This is a genomic window from Pedococcus bigeumensis, assembly GCF_006438965.1.
Classification (GTDB): domain Bacteria; phylum Actinomycetota; class Actinomycetes; order Actinomycetales; family Dermatophilaceae; genus Pedococcus; species Pedococcus bigeumensis_A.
Map to the genome: position 1 here is coordinate 1 of NZ_RCZM01000007.1, position 16274 is coordinate 16274.

A 16274-nucleotide genomic window follows, 5' to 3' on the forward strand; every position below is an offset into this window, starting at 1 on the left:
AGCCCAACGCCGAGAGCGTGCACGCTCAGTTCGAGCGGATCATCGACGCCCTGGCCGGCAAGCTGCCGACCGTGGCCGAGCACCTCGAGACCGCCCGCGAGGACATCTTGGCGTTCACCGCCTTCCCCAAAGAGCTCTGGCGCCAGATCTGGTCCAACAACCCCAACGAACGCCTCAACCGCGAGATTCGCCGCCGCACCGACGTTGTCGGCATCTTCCCCAACCGCGAGGCCACCATCCGCCTGGTCGGCGCCGTCCTGGCCGAACAGCACGACGAATGGGCCGAACAACGCCGCTAGATCGGACTCGAGGCCCTGGCCCGATCACGAGACGTCCTAACCGCCGACACCGACCCCAAGGAGGACACCCACACCCTCATCGGCGCCCTCAGCGCCTGACCCGATCACAGGATCACCGACGTACACCACGCCCCGGGACTTGACCGGGTGTGCTCGAAAGACGACGTCTGGCGTCGAGTATCCGTGGCGATTTCGCGGCGAAGTTCGCCGGTGAGCCACGAAGCCGCAGGTGGACGAACGGCATACGGCGGTCTGTAAATCCATCGCGAAAGCTTCGAAGGTTCGAATCCTTCACCTGCCACCCAGTGCACAGGAGGGCCCCTGACCAGCGGAAATGCTGGCCAGGGGCCCTTTGCCTGCCCCCGACGATGTCCGGCTGCAACTGGCCGGTGCAGCTGCTGAGCTGCCCTGGCCGCCCCGACCCGGTTAGGGGCGGATGGGTGTCACCTTGACGTCGACCGCCTTGGCAGTCCCGCCCACCGCGTAGGCAGCGACACCCGTCGCCGAGGCGGGCGGGTAGATGAGGTCGGTGACCGATGCCTGACCGCCTTCGGCCAGCACCTCCACCGAGCTGCGGTCGAGGTATGCCGTGAAGGTCACCTCACCGTCGCGCACCGTCACGGGCGCCTCCTCGACGCTCGCGAAGAGGGGGTTGAACCCGACGTCGCCGCTGCGTGTCCGGTCGACGACCAGGGTGCCGTCGCGACGGACCCCGACCCTGGTGCCCACGGCGCCGTCGGCGCTGAGCCTCAGCACGACACCAGCCTCGGACGCCGAGCCCAGGGCGACGCGGACCTCGACCCGTGCCACGGTCGCGACGAGCCCGGTCGGCGTCACACCGGCCGCGACCGAACGCTCCTTGGCCTGCTGCTTGTCGCGGTTCACGGTCACCGCATCGACTCCGGGGACCGGTGTCTGGCGAAGGCGCGGTCCCGCCTCGGTCGTGACGAGGGACAGCCTGCGGGGCATCGTCATCTGGCCGCGCCACGGGTCGGTGGGCACGTCACCGGCGTACTGCCAGTTGTTCATCCAGCTGATGGTGGTGCGCTGGTTGTCGGGCAGCCCGTTGAAGGTCACGCCGGCGTAGTTGTCGCGGCCGTAGTCGACCCAGCTGGCCCGGTCGGTCCCGCTCTTGGCAGGCGCCGATGCGAGCATGAACTGGTCGGCGAGGATGTGGCCCCACCCACCGGAGTTGTGGTCGACGACCGTGATCTGCGCGGTCCTGCCCTGCAGGTTGCTGAGGTCCCACGCGGCCCAGTCGAGGGCTTCGCTGTCCGACCCCGTGCTGGACCGCACGACCTCGCCGCCGACGACGAGGTTGACGGTGGTCTGGGTGTCGCGCGGGCCGGCTGCCGTGTCGGAGACCCGGATGTCGTCCACCATGAGGTGTCCCCAGTCGCCGCCGCTGTGGTCGTCCCGGATCACGATCCGGGCCTGCTGGCCCACCGCTGCCCGGGCGTCGATGTGGCGCCAGTCCATCTCACCGGAGTTGTTGCCGGTCACCGACCCGACGACGCTCCCACCCGAGACGAGCTCGACGACGGTCGGGCCACTGGTCCCGAGCGGGTGCGTGCCGCCTGCGATGAGGAGGTTGACGTAGCCCTTGGTCACGGTGAACTCGGGCGACACGAAGGTGCCTACAGCAAGGTCGCATTTGTCGGGCACGACGCAGGTGTCGAGCACCTTGTCACCCTGGTGGTTGGGCAGGCTCGAGCTGGTCGCGCCGTAGCCGACGAAGTCTCCTGTGGCACTCCACCCGGCGGGCAGGTGTGTCGCGGGGTCGAGGTCCTCGAAGTTGGTGAAGACCTCGCCGCCCGGGTCGCCCTGGGTCGCGCCGGCGACGGCCTCGTGGTGGCCACCGCCGATGAGGAAGTTGAGGTACCTCTGGTTGATCGTGAACTGCGGGGAGGTCAGCTCGCCCTGCGCGCCGTCGAAGTCGATGAAGCTGTTGACGAGGTGCTGGCCCACGTAGCCGGTGACCTGCTGCTGGCCCGGCAGCGAACCGGATGCCGGCTCAGATCCGAAGGCGGTCCCGGTCGGGGTCCATCCGGCATACCCGTTCTCGAACCCCTGCAGGAGCGTTCCGGAGGGAGGCTCGTAGCTCGCGGGGCCGCCGGGTGTGAACGTCGTACCGTCGAAGTCACCGACGAAGTACTGGGTGCCGGAGCCGCCGGCGATCCCACCCGGGTTGAGGCTGACGGTCATCACCCACTTGACGTTCCCCGGGTCGCCGTCGACCGCCAGCGGGAACAGGTCGGGGCATTCCCAGGCGCCGCCGATGGCGTTGCGCGGGCCGAACTCGGAGAGCCGGGTCCAGTGCTTGAGGTCGGCGGAGCGCCAGATCAGGACCTTGTGCTCGTTGGCGATCACCGACACCATCCGCCACTCCTTGGCGGGCGCGTACCAGAAGACTTTGGGGTCGCGGAACTCGCGCGAGCCGATGTCGATGACCGGGTTGCCCGAGTACTTGGTCCACGTCTGACCGTCGTCGGTCGAGTACGCCAGCGACTGGGCCTGGATGCCGTCGCGCCCGCTGGCGGCCGTGTAGGCGCTGGTGTACATCGCCACGAGCGGGGGGTTGGTCAGCGTGCCGAAGCCCGAACTGTTGGTCTTGTCGATGACCACCGAGCCGGAGAACACTCCCTCGTTGGCATCGAACGGGATGGCGACCGGTTGCTCCTTCCAGTGGACGAGGTCGGTGCTGGTCGCGTGCCCCCAGGACATGTTGCCCCAGACACTGCCGAGCGGGTTGTGCTGGAAGAAGAGGTGGTAGACGCCCTTGTAGAAGACCAGCCCATTGGGGTCGTTGAGCCAGTTCTTCGCGGGGCTGAAGTGGTATGCCGGGCGGTGCTGCGGCGTGTCGGCCGCCGCGGGCACAATTCCGAGTGCCGCGACGAACGCGACGACCATCAGGACGACGGCAAGCGGGCGGCCCATAGGTGGACGAGTGCTGACGGACATGGACGAACCTCCGGTATGACAACGTTGTCATCGGCGAGTGTGACGGTGACCGTGGGGTAGGTCAAGAAGTGGGTGCCGCATCGTGGGACGCCTGCAGGGGCGTCCTGTGGTTTGCGTGTCCAGGCCCCTACCAGTTGACTCGCGCGCGCTGCACGCGGACGGCTACCGCGGCAAAGCCCGGATGACCATCGACTCGCCCCCGAAACGTCCTCATCGGCTTCACCGCTGTCGGGCCGGACGTCGCCGAGCTGCTGCACGCAGCCACGATCGCCATCACCGCAGAGGTCCCCTTGACCGCCTCTGGCACGCGGTACCCGCGAGCCATCCGGCTCATGGGCTGACGCGCCACCGCCCGGTCGCGTGGTCCAGCTCTGCCAGGCCGCGGGTCGCAAACTCGGCAAGCCATGCCTCCATGGGAAACCATCCCCACCTGTCATGAAAGATGTTGGCATTGCGCACGATCGCCCTCAGGTGGTGAACGGGCGGAACATCCGTGGGGTGGTGTTGGTGGTATGCCGCCGCGCCGCCGACCCAGAGCAGCTCGCCGTTGGCGGCGGTGAGCCGCTGACCGAAGTCGGTGTCCTCGGCGCCGTAGCCGACGTAGGCCTCGTCGAAGCCGCCCAAGGCCAGCCAGTCGTCAGCTGTCACCGCGAAGGACAACGACCAGAAGAGCCGTGTGTCCTCGGCGACGAGCACGGCAACGGGCCTCGGAACCGGGCGTGCGGGATGCGGCCGGGCGCGGTCGGCCAGGCCTGGAGCGCGGTACTCGGCCGGGTGGCCAACGGGTGGCAGGTAGCTCACCTCCCCGCAGGCGACCACCGGCCGCCTACTGACCGCCGTCGTCAGGACGTCGGCGTAGCGCGCGACGGTTGTCGTGTCGGGGATGCAGTCCACGTCGAGGAACACCAGCACGTCTGCGCCGGCCCGGATCGCCGCACCGGCTCCGGCGTTCCGGGCTTCGGCCAGAGGCAGGTCCGAACCGACCGGAGCGACCTCGAGCGCGACGACTTCAGGATGCTGCTCACGGGCGACTGCGGCGACCTCGGGGTCGCCCATCGCCACGACGACGTAGAGGTCGGCGGGCCGGGTCTGCTGACGCAGTCCCCACGCCTGGCCGCGCAGGTGCTCGTGCCGCCCGTGCGCGATCGTCACGACGGCAGTCTTCGCCGGTCTCACGAACGGTCGCCTGCGGCGAGTCCCACGCTCAGCAGGTGGGCGGCCGCGTCCTCTGCAGCGTGTCCCGTGGACCAGCGCTTCCAGCCGTCTCCGCCCCGTAGCAGCGCGAGCTCGAGCGTGGCCGGCCACTGCTCCCCGCTCGGCCAGACGTCGCGGCCGACCGCGATCCCCCAGTCATCGATCTGACGTGCCGTCGCCACTTGCTCGTCGAAGGGGCGCGGCTGTGCCACGACCACTGCCGGCCGACGTGCCGCGGCCACCTCGGCCACAGCGTTCTGCCCGGCATGGGTCACCACGACGTCGGCGCGCTGCAGGTCATCCCAGAGCTGCGTCGTCGACGGAACCCCCGGCGCCCGCTCGACCCACGTCCAGGAGGGTGTCGCGGCTCGGGCCGCATCGAGCTCGGCTTCGGTGGTGGTGCGGCCTCCGGCCCCCCAGAGAACGAGGACGGTGCCGCCTCCGTCTCGCGCCGGTGGGGCGGCGGTTGACGCAGCGGCGAGGTGGTCGAACCGGGAGATGCCGCCGACGAAGCATGCCTTGTCGGTCCATTCGCGCGGCCAGTCGTGGTCGTGAGCCCCCTGGGGCCAGGGCGCCAGGAGGGCATCGGCAGTGTCGTAGGCGAGCCGATGCGCTCGGTCGTGTCGCTGACCCGGCATGGCCACGACCACGGTTGGCACGCCGCAGAGCCGCGCGAGCAGGGCAACCTCCACCGAGACGTCGACCACGAGGGCCCGCGGCCGTTCGTGGGCTGCCCACGCAGTGATCTGCGCCGAGCGCTGGGCCAGGCCGTGGTGTCCGCGAGGCACCCAGTGCAGGGCACCATTCGCCGTCGGGTCGCAGTCACGGGCGAGCCGATGCGCGTCGGGGTCGTCGTCACGAGCCAGCTGGGTCCACCCCGAGTCCCATCCGGCCGGCGCGGGGGAGGAGCTCAGGCCCCAGACCGACTCGTCCATCGCGGCAGCGATGCTCTGCATCCGGGTGAGGTGTCCCGCGCCCTGGTGGTGCGCGTAGTACCCGATCATGCCGCCCTCCCCAGCCCCGTCGTGAGGTCAAGGTACTGAGCCAGGTAGGCGTCCACCATGACGTCGAGGGAGCAGTGCGACTCGGCGTGCTCGCGGCAACGCTGCCGATCCATGGCGCAGACCCGGTCGACCTCGGCGGCTGCGGCCAAGACATCACCGGGCGCCACGAGGGCACCGCAGTCCCCGGCCACGAACTCCGGCAGCCCGCCCCGGCGGAACCCCACGACCGGGGTGCCGCACGCGAGGGACTCGGCCGCGACGAGGCCGTAGGGCTCGTCCCACTCCGGCGTGACGACCATGGCGGCGCTCGACCCCACCAGGTCCCGCAGCGCGATCGCATCCAGGTGCCCCAGGTACTCAGCCCGAGGACCGAGAAGCGGCTCCACCTGCGAGCGGAAGTACTCGGCGTCGCCGACCGGTCCAGCGAGTCGAATCCTGCGGCCGCTCGCGGCAGCGATGCGGATCGCCTGGTGCGGCGCCTTCTCAGGGACCACCCGACCGACCCAGACGAGATCGGACCCACCGCGGCCTGGAGTCCACGCGGCAGTGTCCACGCCGTTGTGGAGGACGCCCGCGTTCGTCACGTGCTCCCACTGGTGCGCGGTATGGGCGCTGACCGCGACGAAGACGCTCCGCCTCTGGTCCATCAGGGCGATGGTCGGCTCGAGCCACGGCGTCGGGGGTGTGTGCAACGTCGTCAGCATCGGCGCACGGCAGGACTGCGCGAGGGCCAGCGGAAGGAAGTGGAGGCTGTTGTTGTGGATGACATCCACGTCGCGACGGTCCTTGAGCTCGAGCATGACCTGGAGGTAGGCGTGGTGCTCACGGAGCCAGGGCTCGGGCGGCATCGACGCGTCGCTCCGAGCCGCCTCACTGAGCTCAAGAGGAGCCACCGTCAACTCTCGAGCTCCCAGCGCCGGGTCGCTTCCAGACCCAGCGAACAGCGTCACGTCGACGTTGCGCTCGCGCAGTCCCCGGACGAGCGCCCAGGTGAGCGACTCGAGGCCGCCCGCGAAGGGCTGCCGCAGGGGGTGCCGTGCCGCAGCGAGGATCACGACGTGCATGCGAGCCTGCGTTCCAAGACCTCTGCGTACAGCTCCGTGTGGGAGCGGGCGAGGGACGTTCGTTCGGTATGCCGGTCGGCCAGGTCAGCGCGCGGGGCGACCTCCCCGGCCAACCAGCGGGTGTGTGCGGTGCGCACCGCCTCGACGAGGGACGAGGCGCGCTCGGGCCCGGTCGCGGCATACGTCAGGCATGGGCGCTGCTCGGCGTAGAAGCCGCAGTCCGGCGCCGCGACCCACGTGCCAAGGTCGTGGCACGCCTCGAGCCAGCCCGAGTGGGTGCCGAACTGGTAGGGCAGTACCGACACGTCGAGATCGTGGAGGTAGTTCCACAGCTCGTCGTCCGAAAAGAAGTCGTGCACCCGCAGCTCGATCAGGTGGTGGTTGGCCAGGTCGTTGAGGTGGTCGGCGAATTCGATGTCGTGGCGCGGGAATCCAGCCGTCATGACGTCGGTGTGCGCGTCAACGCGCAGCCGGGCACCCGGCATATCGGGAAGGGCGGCGGTGAGGGCGTCCACGAGCGGCAAAGGGTCCATGTTGGCGCGCAGGCTCTTCGCGTGCAGCCCGACAACGAACCCGTCGCGCTCGGGACGGGGCCGACCCAGCCACTCGTCAGGGACCACGTGCGGGTGGGGGAGGACGATCGCGTCCCGACCCCAACGAGTGCGGATCACCGAGGCAGCCCCGGGTGTGAGCGTGACGATGGCGTCGGCCGACGCCATCAGCACGTCGAGCTGGGAATCGTGCGTCGCTGCGGCGTCGTGGTGCGGGTTGCGCAGGTCGTGCACCGTCAGCACAAGGGGCTTGGCGTGCCGCCGCAGTGCTGCGGCGACGTCACGCAAGTGGTCGGGGGAGAGGGCGTCGAACCCGAAATGGATGTGCATGAGGTCGAAGTCGGCGGCGTGTTCGGCGATCCAGTCGGTCGTGAGCATCCGCGGCGGCCACCACGGCGAGTCCGGCGACGCGCCCGACGGGGGGTCGGGCAGGCGGACGACCGTGTCGCCTCCCGAGCCAGCGGAGGGCGAGAGGTGTCTGACGTAGACGTGGCCGGAAGGGATCGAGGCGACAACGATGCTCAAGGCTGACCTTTGACAGGGGCGTCGAGCGCGCCTGACGCAACCCGACTGGGGCAGCTGGCGCGTGGCTTGACCGGCTCTGGTTCAAGCCCAACATAGCCGTTGTGACCGACAAGAGCGAGCCTGCATCGTGAACTCGCAACCCGTTGACCTGCCCGTTTGTCCATGTGTCCATGTGTCCGGGGTCAGAGTCCCCTCAGGTGGCCCACGCAGTGCGCCCGCGCCCCGACGGTTCAGCGCCGCAGGTCGTAGAGCTGACCCATCAGTCCATCGGGATCCAGCCTGGTCAGCAGGGCGTCGCAGATCTGCTGCAGCTGCGTGACCTGAGCGGGGTTCAGCACGTCGAGGACGTGGCTGCGCACCGCTTCGACGTGCCCGGGTGCAGCAGCAACGACCTCGTCCCACCCGGCCGGCGTCAGCCGGGCGTTGGTGGCCCGCCCGTCCTCGGGGCAGGGGAAGCGCTCAATCAGGTCGCGCCCCTCGAGTCGGCGTACCACGTGCGACAGACGGGGCAGCGTCGCGTTGGTGCGCAGGGCGAGCGCTGTCATCCGCAGGGTGCGGTCCGGCGCCTCGGACAGCATGGCCAGGACGAAGTAGTCGTAGTGCGTGAGGTGGGCATCGCGGCGCAGCTGGGTGTCCAGTACTCCAGGGAGGAGCTCCACCACCGCGATCAGGCGCAGCCATGCCGCGCGTTCGCCTTCGTCCAGCCACCGTGTGTCCATGAGAGGAGCGTAGCGAATACTTGAAGGAACAACTAAATGGTGTAGGGTGTTACTTGAAGCATCAACCAATCACCCTCGACACAGGAGCTCCTCATGGCACACCTCTCCATCATCGGCACCGGCAACATGGGCCAGGCCATCGCGGCCGTGGCCGGGCGCGGCGGTCACACCGTCCAGCTGCTCGGTCAGGACGACGTAGCGACCCAGGTCACCGGCGACATCGTCGTCCTCGCCGTCCCGTACCCGGCCATCAGCGCTGTGCTCGCCCAGCGCGGCGAGAGCCTTGCCGGCAAGGTCGTCGTCGACATCACGAACCCGTTGAACTTCGAGACCTTCGACTCGCTCACGGTCCCGACAGGCAGCTCCGCGACCGCCGAGATCGCGGCCGCGCTCCCGCAGTCACGGGTCCTCAAGGCCTTCAACACCACGTTCGCCTCGACCCTGGCGAAGGGAACGGTCGGCGAGCTCACCACCACCGTCCTGATCGCCGGCGACGACGCGGACGCCAAGTCCGTCCTGGCTGGTGTCATCACCTCGGGCGGTCTCGAGGCCATCGACGCCGGGTCGCTGGCGCGGGCCCACGAGCTCGAGGCGATCGGCTTCCTCCAGATCACCCTCGCGGCCAACGAGAAGATCGCCTGGACCGGCGGCTTCGGCATCGTCGCGGCCTGACAGAGCCTCCCTGGAAGCGACACCCGACCAGACAGCTCAGAAAGAAGTCTCATGACCATCCAGGCTGTTCGCCTGAACCACGCGGTGCTGTTCGTCGCCGACCTCGAGCGCAGCATCGCCTTCTACGAGGCAGCGTTCGGAACCGAGATCGTGGCTCGCGAACCCCGCGCCAACGCAGCATTCCTGCGTATGCCGCGCTCTGGCAACCACCACGACCTGGGCCTGTTCGGTGTCGGCGCCCAGCCCCCCCGGGGCCGGGGAGCCATCGGCCTGTACCACCTCGCGTGGCAGGTCGACACGATCGACGACCTCGAGCAGGCCAGGGCGACGCTGTCCGATCTGGATGCCTACACGGGCGAGTCCAGCCACGGTGCGACCAAGAGCGTGTACGGCCAAGACCCCGACGGCAACGAGTTCGAGGTCATGTGGATGGTCCCGAAGCAGAGCTGGGGCGAGTTCGCCAACGCAGCCCCGGTCGACCGGCTCGACCTGGCCGCCGAGGTCGACCAGTGGCGCGGCGTTCGCACCGCAGCCGAACTCGTCCCCCTGGACGCACGATGACCGCCTTCGCGCCGCCAACCGTGGCTTTCCACGGCAGCACCGACCCGAACGCGCCGTTGGTCGTGCTGCTGCACGGACGGGGATCTCACGAGCGGGAGATCATCTCGCTCGCGCCCCACCTTCCCGAAGGTGTCACCTATGCGGCTGTCCGCGCGCCCATCGCCGAAGGTGGCGGGTTCGCGTGGTTCGCCAACCGTGGCATCGGCCGCCCTGTCGCAGCGTCCCTGAGCGAGACGATGGCCTGGTTCCGTGAGTGGCTCGAGGGCGTTGCACCGGCAGGTCGACCCGTCGTCGTGGTCGGCTTCAGCGGCGGTGCGGCCGTTGCTGGCGGGCTCGTCCTCTCGGACCCGGCAAGGTATGCCGGCGCGGCGATCCTGTACGGAACGTTGCCCTTCGACGCTGGTGCCCCCGTCACTCCCTCGCGGCTTGCTCACACCCCGGTGTTCGTTGCTCAGGGTGACGCCGACCAGGTCATCCCCCGTGAGCTGCTCGACCGCACGTGGACGTACTTGCTGACCGAGTCCGGTGCCCCGGTCGAGGCCCACCGCGACCCCGGTGGTCACGGGATCACTGCCGGGACTTTGCACCGGTTCGCCGGCTGGCTGCACGCCCGCCTGAACTTCCTTGCTGACAACCCGACCGTGACGGTCCTCGAGCAGGAGCCACGACGGCTCGCTGCACCTGGCCCCACCCCGGCAGCTGGCGGCTGATCACCACGCGTCGCTGTGGGCATCCACCCTGCCAGACAGCGCAAGAAGGGCCCTCGAGCAGCAACCGCTGACGAGGGCCCTTCGCCATTCACGCGTTGACGCCGAGGGAGAAGTTGAACCCCAGGCCGGCCCGGGCCAGGCCCATCTCCAGCAGGCCGGCGCCCTCGAGCCAGTGCGCCATGCTCAAGTCACCGGCGTCCCGGGGGCGATGTCCGAGGCTCTCGACGAACGCTGCGACGCGTGCCTTGGCGTGCGGGTCGTCGCCGGCCATGAAGACATCCACCGGGTCGCCCGCGCCCAGGACGTGGCTGAACAGGGTGTTGAACGCCTTGACGACATGCGTGCTTGCGGGGGCTGCCTCGGCAACCATCTGCGCGACCGAGGTGTCGTGGCCGACGGCCAGCCCGGTGGCGTCGGCGTTGAACGGGTTCGTGATGTCGACGACGATCTTGTCGGCAAGCGCCTCCCCGTACTCGCTGACAACCGGTACGGCTCCGGCGAACAGCACGGCGAGGATGACGATCTCCCCGGTCGGCGCGGCGCCCCACGTTCCTGTGGTGGCGCCGTCACCCAGCGCCCGGGCCAGCGCCCGGGCCTTGTCCGCATCCCGACCGATGACTTCGACGGTGTTGCCGCCCTTGAGGGCCAGGGCGCCGATGGCGCTGGCCATGTTTCCCGATCCGATGATGCTGATGCTGCTCATGATGTGCTCCTTCGTGGTGTCTGTCTCGGTTGGCCGTGAGGTCGAGGGGTGGTCGATCTGACCTCTAAGGTGAGGCACCCCTCCGGTCGTGAGGTTGAACCGGAGGAGTGCCTCAGGTATTCCGCGACGGCGTCGTGGACCGATTCCTGAGTGGTCTCGTCGCTGGCGTTGGTCCGGCCTTCCTGGGTCGGAACCGGAGGGGACCCTCAGCTCTCGAGGTAGATTGGCTACGTGACCATCGGCGAGGTTGAGCGGACGCGGGCGCCACTGCGCCGAGACGCCCAGGAGCGCCACGACAGGCTCCTCGCCGCGGCGCGGCGGGAGTTCGCCGCCCAAGGCGTGGCTGCCTCCTTGGAGAGGATCGCGCGCGACGCCGGTGTCGCCATCGGAACCCTGTACCGCCATTTCCCGACCCGCTTGGACCTGCTCATGGCGGCCCTCGAGCCTCGACTTCGGGAGTTCACCGACGGGTCCGAGAAGGCCATGGAGATCGACGACCCGTGGGAAGGGTTCGTCTCCTACCTGGAGAACCTGTTTCGCGTGCAGGCGGGAGACCGAGGATTCAACGACTTCCTCTCCCGCCGCTTCCCCGGCAGCCCTGAGACCGAGCGCATCCACGACCAGATGTGCCGACAGATCGAAGAGGTGCTCACCCGGGCGCAAGAAGCCGGCGAGGCACGCCCGGACATCACCCAGGCCGACATCGTCAACCTGATCTGGTCCAACGGCCGGATGATGGACGCCACCAGCACCACTGCGCCCACGGCATGGCGGCGTCCCCTCTACCTCATGCTCGACGCCTACCGGGCCGAGCGGGCACACCCGATCCCCGAGCCGCCAATGACCGACAAGCAGCTCTACGACGCCATGGTCCATCTCAGCACGGCGGGCTGAATGGAGACCGCTCGGGAGATCACACCAACAGGGCGTGCTGAAGGGTCTCGCTGAGCCGGGTCAGCTTGCTGCGCGATGGTCGGGCCGGTGCTGCCAACCGCAACCGCGTCCCGCGCGTCACAGAGGGTGGCGGGCAACCGCCCACCGCAACCGACCAGGGGGTCACTCCCATGACGAAGAAACTGATCCTCACCATGACGTCCGCTGCCGCACTGACGGTCGCCACGCTCGTCCTGGCGCCATCGTCGGCACAGGCCGCCACCCCCCGCTGCACCAACGCCAAGCTGGCGGCGAGCCTCGTCAACGTCCAGGGCGCCGCCGGCAGCCGGATCGGCGACCTGCGCCTGACGAACATCAGCCGGGGCCAGTGCTGGACGCGGGGCTACCCGGGTGTCTCGTATGTCGGCTTGGGCAACGGCACCCAGATCGGACGCGCGGCTACCTGGGACGCCGGCGCGGTCACGACGATCACCTTGGCACCCAGGCAGCACGCCGACGCGCCGATCCGCCTGGTCAACGTGCACAACTATGCCGCCTCCGTATGCCGTCCCACGCCAGTGGACGGACTGCGCGTCTACGTGCCCGGCTCCACGCTCGCGAAGTTCATCCCCTACCGGACGACGGGCTGCCGGTCCACGAGTATCACGACGCTCTTCGTCAAGCCGCTGGCCCGCTAGAGGCCCGCTGTACCGGCGCGATCGAAGGCTGCCGCGCCGGTGACCGGCCTGGCGACGTCTCCACGAGTCAGCCGTTGGCTGAGCGAGAGCCTCGCTTGGTGGCCGACTTGGTGGCTCGCTTGCCCGCGGCTTCGGCGGACTTGGCGGCCGCCTTGGTGGCCCGCTTCTTCGGTGGTTTGAGTGGCGGAAGGCCTGGGATGGGGAACTGCGGACGGTGCTCGTGCCCGCCCATCTGGTGGTGTGAGCCGACGATGATCTTGGGTGGGGCGAGCGGGAGCCGGTCGAGGTGGACCCACAGGGCGACAGAAGGGATGTCGCAGTCATCGACGACGAAGAGCAGGTACCACCCGGGTGGCGCGAGGTTGGGGTTGTCGGTGACCTCGACGGTGAGGCTGCAGGCGTCGCGGCACACGATGGGCAGGTCGACGAGGCGCTGGCTGGTGTCGGCGGAGTGGGTGGTGGCCATGGGGCGCACCAGATGGGCCCACTTCACGGTCATGGACGACGGGGTGCTCACCTCGACCGTGGTGCCATACCGCCACTCGGTCGGCGCGGAGTCCAGCACCGGCCGCGGTCCCCGGAACAGGTAGGGCGGGTGGTAGAGCTCGAGCCGCAGCTCGTCGTCGCCGCGGTCCGGGTTGGACCCAGCCGTGACCACGCGGCCGTCGGGGAGCAGCAGGGCGATGGAGTGGTAGAGCCGGGACACGGTCGCCTCGGCAACGGACCGCATGGTGTTGGTGGCCGGGTCGTAGATCTCGGCGAGTTGTACGGCGTCGGCCCTGGTCTCACCGTGCAGACCACCTCCGGTGACCAGGACGGTCCGGTCGGGAAGGATCACCGAGTTGCAGAGCCCACGCGCCTTGGCCAGGTCGGGGCCGGGGTGGAAGGCCGCCCCGCCCGGTCCGGAGGACAGGTCGATGATGTCGGTGCGCTTGGTGGACGAGGGGGCGCCGCCTCCGCCGATGACCATGACCCGCTGGGCCTGGGCGGGTGGCAGCAGGATGCTGCTGCCCTGGTCCCTCTTGGCCTTGTCGCGCAGCCCGGACACGGTCTGCTCGGCTCCCGTGAACGGGTTGATGGCGCGACCTTCGACGGTGGCGTTGCCCAGCTGACCGCCGGTGTAGAACAGGTGGCCGTCCTTCAGGAGCAGCAGGTGCGGGTAGAGCGGGAGGCTGGTGGTGTTCGGCAGCGGGCGCCACCCGATGGCAGGGTCGAAGACCTCGTTGGGCGCCTGGATGCCGGAGCTGACGACGGCTCGGCCGTCGCCCATGGTCACGAGGGTGGGGTACCAGCGGTGGGCGTCCATGTCGTCCACGCGGATCCATTGCCGCAGCTGCGGGTCGAACAGGTAGGTGGCCTGTGAGCCGACGAAGTCGTCGTACTTGTCCGTGCCGCCGGCCACGAGCACCTTGCCGTCGGAGAGCACGGTCTGACTGGAGCAGAACACGTCGAAGGGGCAGCCAGGGTCGTAGAAGGTGCCCTCCTGGTAGTCCCACACGACGCTCCTGACGAGGTGCGCGTTGAAGTTGGGGACGTTGTTGCCGGAGCCGGCAAAGAAGAGCACCTGTCCGGTGTGCATGAGGACGGCGTGGACCGCCAGGACGTGGGAGTCGACGGGCAGCAGCTCCCAGTAGCCGGTGTCGGCCAGGTCGCACACGTCGATCGGCCGCGCGTCCGGCATACCGGGCATGGTCATGACTGGCATGGCGGGCACTCCCGGCGTACCCGCGGTGGGCGTCACCGGACCGTGCAGAGGCAGGTGCATCGCGTCCGTGAGTGCGTCCCGGGCGAGGCCTGTCGTGCTGGCGCGGGCCGCGCTCCGTGCGGGATGCAGATGCCCCGGACCGGTCTGGTGTCCGTCGTCCGTGGCGTCGCCGGGGCCATGGTCGTCGGCTCCGTCGTCGCCGGCGCCGTGGCCGTGGCGGCCCCCGTGGGTGTGGTGCCCGCCGACGCGTTCGCACACCTCGCACGGCTCCGCCGCATCGTGGCCGCAGCAGCGTCCGGTGCCGTGGTCGTGTCCGCAGCACCGCCCGCCGGGCTTGCCCGGCGGGTGGGCATGGTCGTGCGGGCACTGCTTGGGGTCACAGTCGGTGCCGTCATGGGCGGTGACCCCGTGGTGGCGGGCCGGGTGGCCGGGGTGGTCATCGTCGTCCTCGGGTATGCCGCAGCACGGGTTGTGCGGCTTGGTGTGCGTGTGCGGGTGGTCGTGGTCGCCGGTGGCACAGTCGCCGCACCGGACCAGGTCGACCCAGTCGAGGTCGTTGCGCCCGTCGTCCAGTGGCAGCCTCAGGTCCGACGACCAAGCTGTCTTGGGATCGACCCAGACCCAGTCGCGGGCGCGAACCAGGCCGGCGAGGCCGGCCATCATGTGCTCCTCGAGGTGGCAATGGAACAGGAAGTCGCCCTTCACCCGCACCCGGCAGGCGTCGTCCGGGGGGTCGCACTGCAGGTCCTGGAGCTCGCACGGCAGGCGCAGGGCAGCAGGCACGATGGTGTCGGCGGTGAACCCCTCGGCCGGGCTCAGGCCGTGCACGTCGGCCGCGCCGGCCGGGGGTGCGGGGAGCGCCCACCGGGCTGAGTGCGGGTGGAAGTTGTGCCACACGGATCCGAGGTCGAGGTTGACGACGTGCCACCGCAACCGCTGCCCGCTGTGTGCCTCGATGGTGGGAGTGTTGCCGACGAACGCGCGACCGTTGAGGCAGTAGGTCAGCGCGCCACCGCCGGGAGCGAGCACGATGTGGTCGAAGTTCTGCGCCAGCGTCCAGATGACTTTCTTGCCCGGGCGGACGGACACGGCCTGCGGGACGAAGCTGTTGTCGTGGATGTCGACGGTGCGGTCCCCAGCAGGGGCTCCGGGGTCGACAGTGACCGTCCCGGACATCGTGGGCCCGTGGATCTTGCAGTGGTAGGCCACCACCCCGGCAGTCGTGAACGTGTGCTCGAAGGTCTGCATCGGCGTTGCCTTGTGCAGCACCGGGCTCTCGAAGGAGTCAGCTATGCTGGGCGCCTGCATGGCGTGCAGGAACATCGGGACGTCCAGCGCACGCGGCGCTGCGGGGTTGCGCACGACCAGGGCGCCGAACAACCCGCGGTTGACGTTGGCCTGCACCATGTGGGTGTGGTCGTGGAAGGCCCACACCCCGACGGTCTCCTCGGTGACGTCGAAGCTGTAGGTCCAGCTCTGCCCCGGGAGGATCTCGTCGCTGCGCAGGCCACGGCGAGTGCCGACCCCGAACGGCCACGCGCCGTCTGAGTCGATGCCGTACTTCACCCCGTGGACGTGCAGGCTGTGGCAGTCGTTGTCGGCGTTGAGCACGTGGATGTACAGCTGCTCGCCCGGTTCGGCATACAGGACAGCGCCGGGGACCCTGCGGTACCACGGCGGCTCGTTGACGTCGGCCTCGACGAGCTTGGCGGTGTTCGGCGTCGTGTAGTGGTCGTCGAGGTACTCCCGGTAGACGAGGGCGTTGACCGTGGTGGCGGCGATCTCGGTGGGCTGGACGCGGCCTGTCTCGTGACCCATGCCGTACATGGCGTCGCGCCCGTACCTTCGGCTGCCGGCCACCGGAGCCAGCGGGCTGTACCCGCCCAGGGGTTCGATCTTCAGAAAGATGTCCCGTCGACGCAGACCTTCGGACATGGCGCCCTCCTGTTCCATCGGCCGCCCACTGCGCAACAACGGCTGCGTTTAGGCGAAATTCACCCTATTGGCGCCGAGTTGCAGCTGGGATCCACCGTTT

13 protein-coding genes and 1 pseudogene are annotated in these 16274 nt (G+C 69.3%); 6 read left to right on the forward strand and 8 right to left on the reverse strand.

Going from position 1 to position 16274, the window contains the following annotated elements:
• Nucleotides 1-296: pseudogene (locus EAH86_RS18150) on the forward strand (transposase); the annotation flags it as partial.
• A gap of 429 nt (nucleotides 297-725) precedes the next feature.
• On the opposite strand, the gene EAH86_RS18155 reads toward EAH86_RS18150, so the two are convergent.
• The 6 genes from EAH86_RS18155 to EAH86_RS18185 form a co-directional block, all read right to left on the reverse strand.
• On the reverse strand, nucleotides 726-3260 hold the full coding sequence (locus EAH86_RS18155) for a glycoside hydrolase family 32 protein (protein WP_170212823.1): 2535 nt from the start codon (nucleotides 3258-3260) through the stop codon (nucleotides 726-728).
• 330 nt (nucleotides 3261-3590) lie between these two features.
• Nucleotides 3591-4412 carry a glycosyltransferase family 2 protein gene (locus EAH86_RS18165; protein ID WP_241668451.1) on the reverse strand — a complete coding sequence of 274 codons (822 nt, stop codon included), beginning with the start codon at nucleotides 4410-4412 and terminating at the stop codon, nucleotides 3591-3593.
• A 20-nt stretch (nucleotides 4413-4432) separates the two neighbouring features.
• Nucleotides 4433-5458 carry a glycosyltransferase gene (locus tag EAH86_RS18170; protein WP_140743411.1) on the reverse strand — a complete coding sequence of 342 codons (1026 nt, stop codon included), beginning with the start codon at nucleotides 5456-5458 and terminating at the stop codon, nucleotides 4433-4435.
• A complete protein-coding gene (locus tag EAH86_RS18175) occupies nucleotides 5455-6522 on the reverse strand; it encodes a glycosyltransferase family 4 protein (protein WP_140743413.1) in 1068 nt (355 codons plus the stop codon). The genes EAH86_RS18170 and EAH86_RS18175 overlap by 4 nt, the downstream gene beginning before the upstream one ends.
• Nucleotides 6510-7598, reverse strand: a complete 1089-nt coding sequence (locus EAH86_RS18180; RefSeq protein ID WP_140743415.1) for a glycosyltransferase — start codon at nucleotides 7596-7598, stop codon at nucleotides 6510-6512. The genes EAH86_RS18175 and EAH86_RS18180 overlap by 13 nt, the downstream gene beginning before the upstream one ends.
• A gap of 230 nt (nucleotides 7599-7828) precedes the next feature.
• Complete coding sequence (locus tag EAH86_RS18185) at nucleotides 7829-8317, reverse strand: MarR family winged helix-turn-helix transcriptional regulator (protein ID WP_140743417.1); 489 nt, start codon at nucleotides 8315-8317, stop codon at nucleotides 7829-7831.
• Nucleotides 8318-8410: 93 nt separating this feature from the next.
• On the opposite strand from EAH86_RS18185, the gene EAH86_RS18190 reads away from it, so the two are divergent.
• The 3 genes from EAH86_RS18190 to EAH86_RS18200 are packed head-to-tail and all read left to right on the forward strand — an operon-like array spanning nucleotide 8411 to nucleotide 10260.
• Entirely contained in the window at nucleotides 8411-8989 is a 579-nt protein-coding gene (locus EAH86_RS18190) for an NADPH-dependent F420 reductase (protein WP_140743419.1), read from the forward strand.
• Nucleotides 8990-9040: 51 nt separating this feature from the next.
• Nucleotides 9041-9550, forward strand: a complete 510-nt coding sequence (locus tag EAH86_RS18195; RefSeq protein WP_194150794.1) for a VOC family protein — start codon at nucleotides 9041-9043, stop codon at nucleotides 9548-9550.
• Nucleotides 9547-10260 carry an alpha/beta hydrolase gene (locus EAH86_RS18200; RefSeq protein ID WP_140743421.1) on the forward strand — a complete coding sequence of 238 codons (714 nt, stop codon included), beginning with the start codon at nucleotides 9547-9549 and terminating at the stop codon, nucleotides 10258-10260. The genes EAH86_RS18195 and EAH86_RS18200 overlap by 4 nt, the downstream gene beginning before the upstream one ends.
• A gap of 88 nt (nucleotides 10261-10348) precedes the next feature.
• On the opposite strand, the gene EAH86_RS18205 is transcribed toward EAH86_RS18200, so the two are convergent.
• The gene (locus EAH86_RS18205) at nucleotides 10349-10963 is read right to left on the reverse strand and encodes an NADPH-dependent F420 reductase (RefSeq protein ID WP_140743423.1); all 615 of its coding nucleotides are present in this window, start codon (nucleotides 10961-10963) and stop codon (nucleotides 10349-10351) included.
• A gap of 231 nt (nucleotides 10964-11194) precedes the next feature.
• Between EAH86_RS18205 and EAH86_RS18210 the strand changes: the two genes are divergently transcribed.
• A complete protein-coding gene (locus tag EAH86_RS18210) occupies nucleotides 11195-11857 on the forward strand; it encodes a TetR/AcrR family transcriptional regulator (protein ID WP_140743425.1) in 663 nt (220 codons plus the stop codon).
• A gap of 170 nt (nucleotides 11858-12027) precedes the next feature.
• Nucleotides 12028-12534: a DUF4232 domain-containing protein gene (locus EAH86_RS18215; protein ID WP_140743427.1), complete on the forward strand. Its 507-nt coding sequence runs from the start codon at nucleotides 12028-12030 to the stop codon at nucleotides 12532-12534.
• Between the two features lie 67 nt (nucleotides 12535-12601).
• On the opposite strand, the gene EAH86_RS18220 is transcribed toward EAH86_RS18215, so the two are convergent.
• Nucleotides 12602-16174: a galactose oxidase-like domain-containing protein gene (locus tag EAH86_RS18220; RefSeq protein ID WP_161988701.1), complete on the reverse strand. Its 3573-nt coding sequence runs from the start codon at nucleotides 16172-16174 to the stop codon at nucleotides 12602-12604.
• Nucleotides 16175-16274 lie beyond the last annotated feature (100 nt).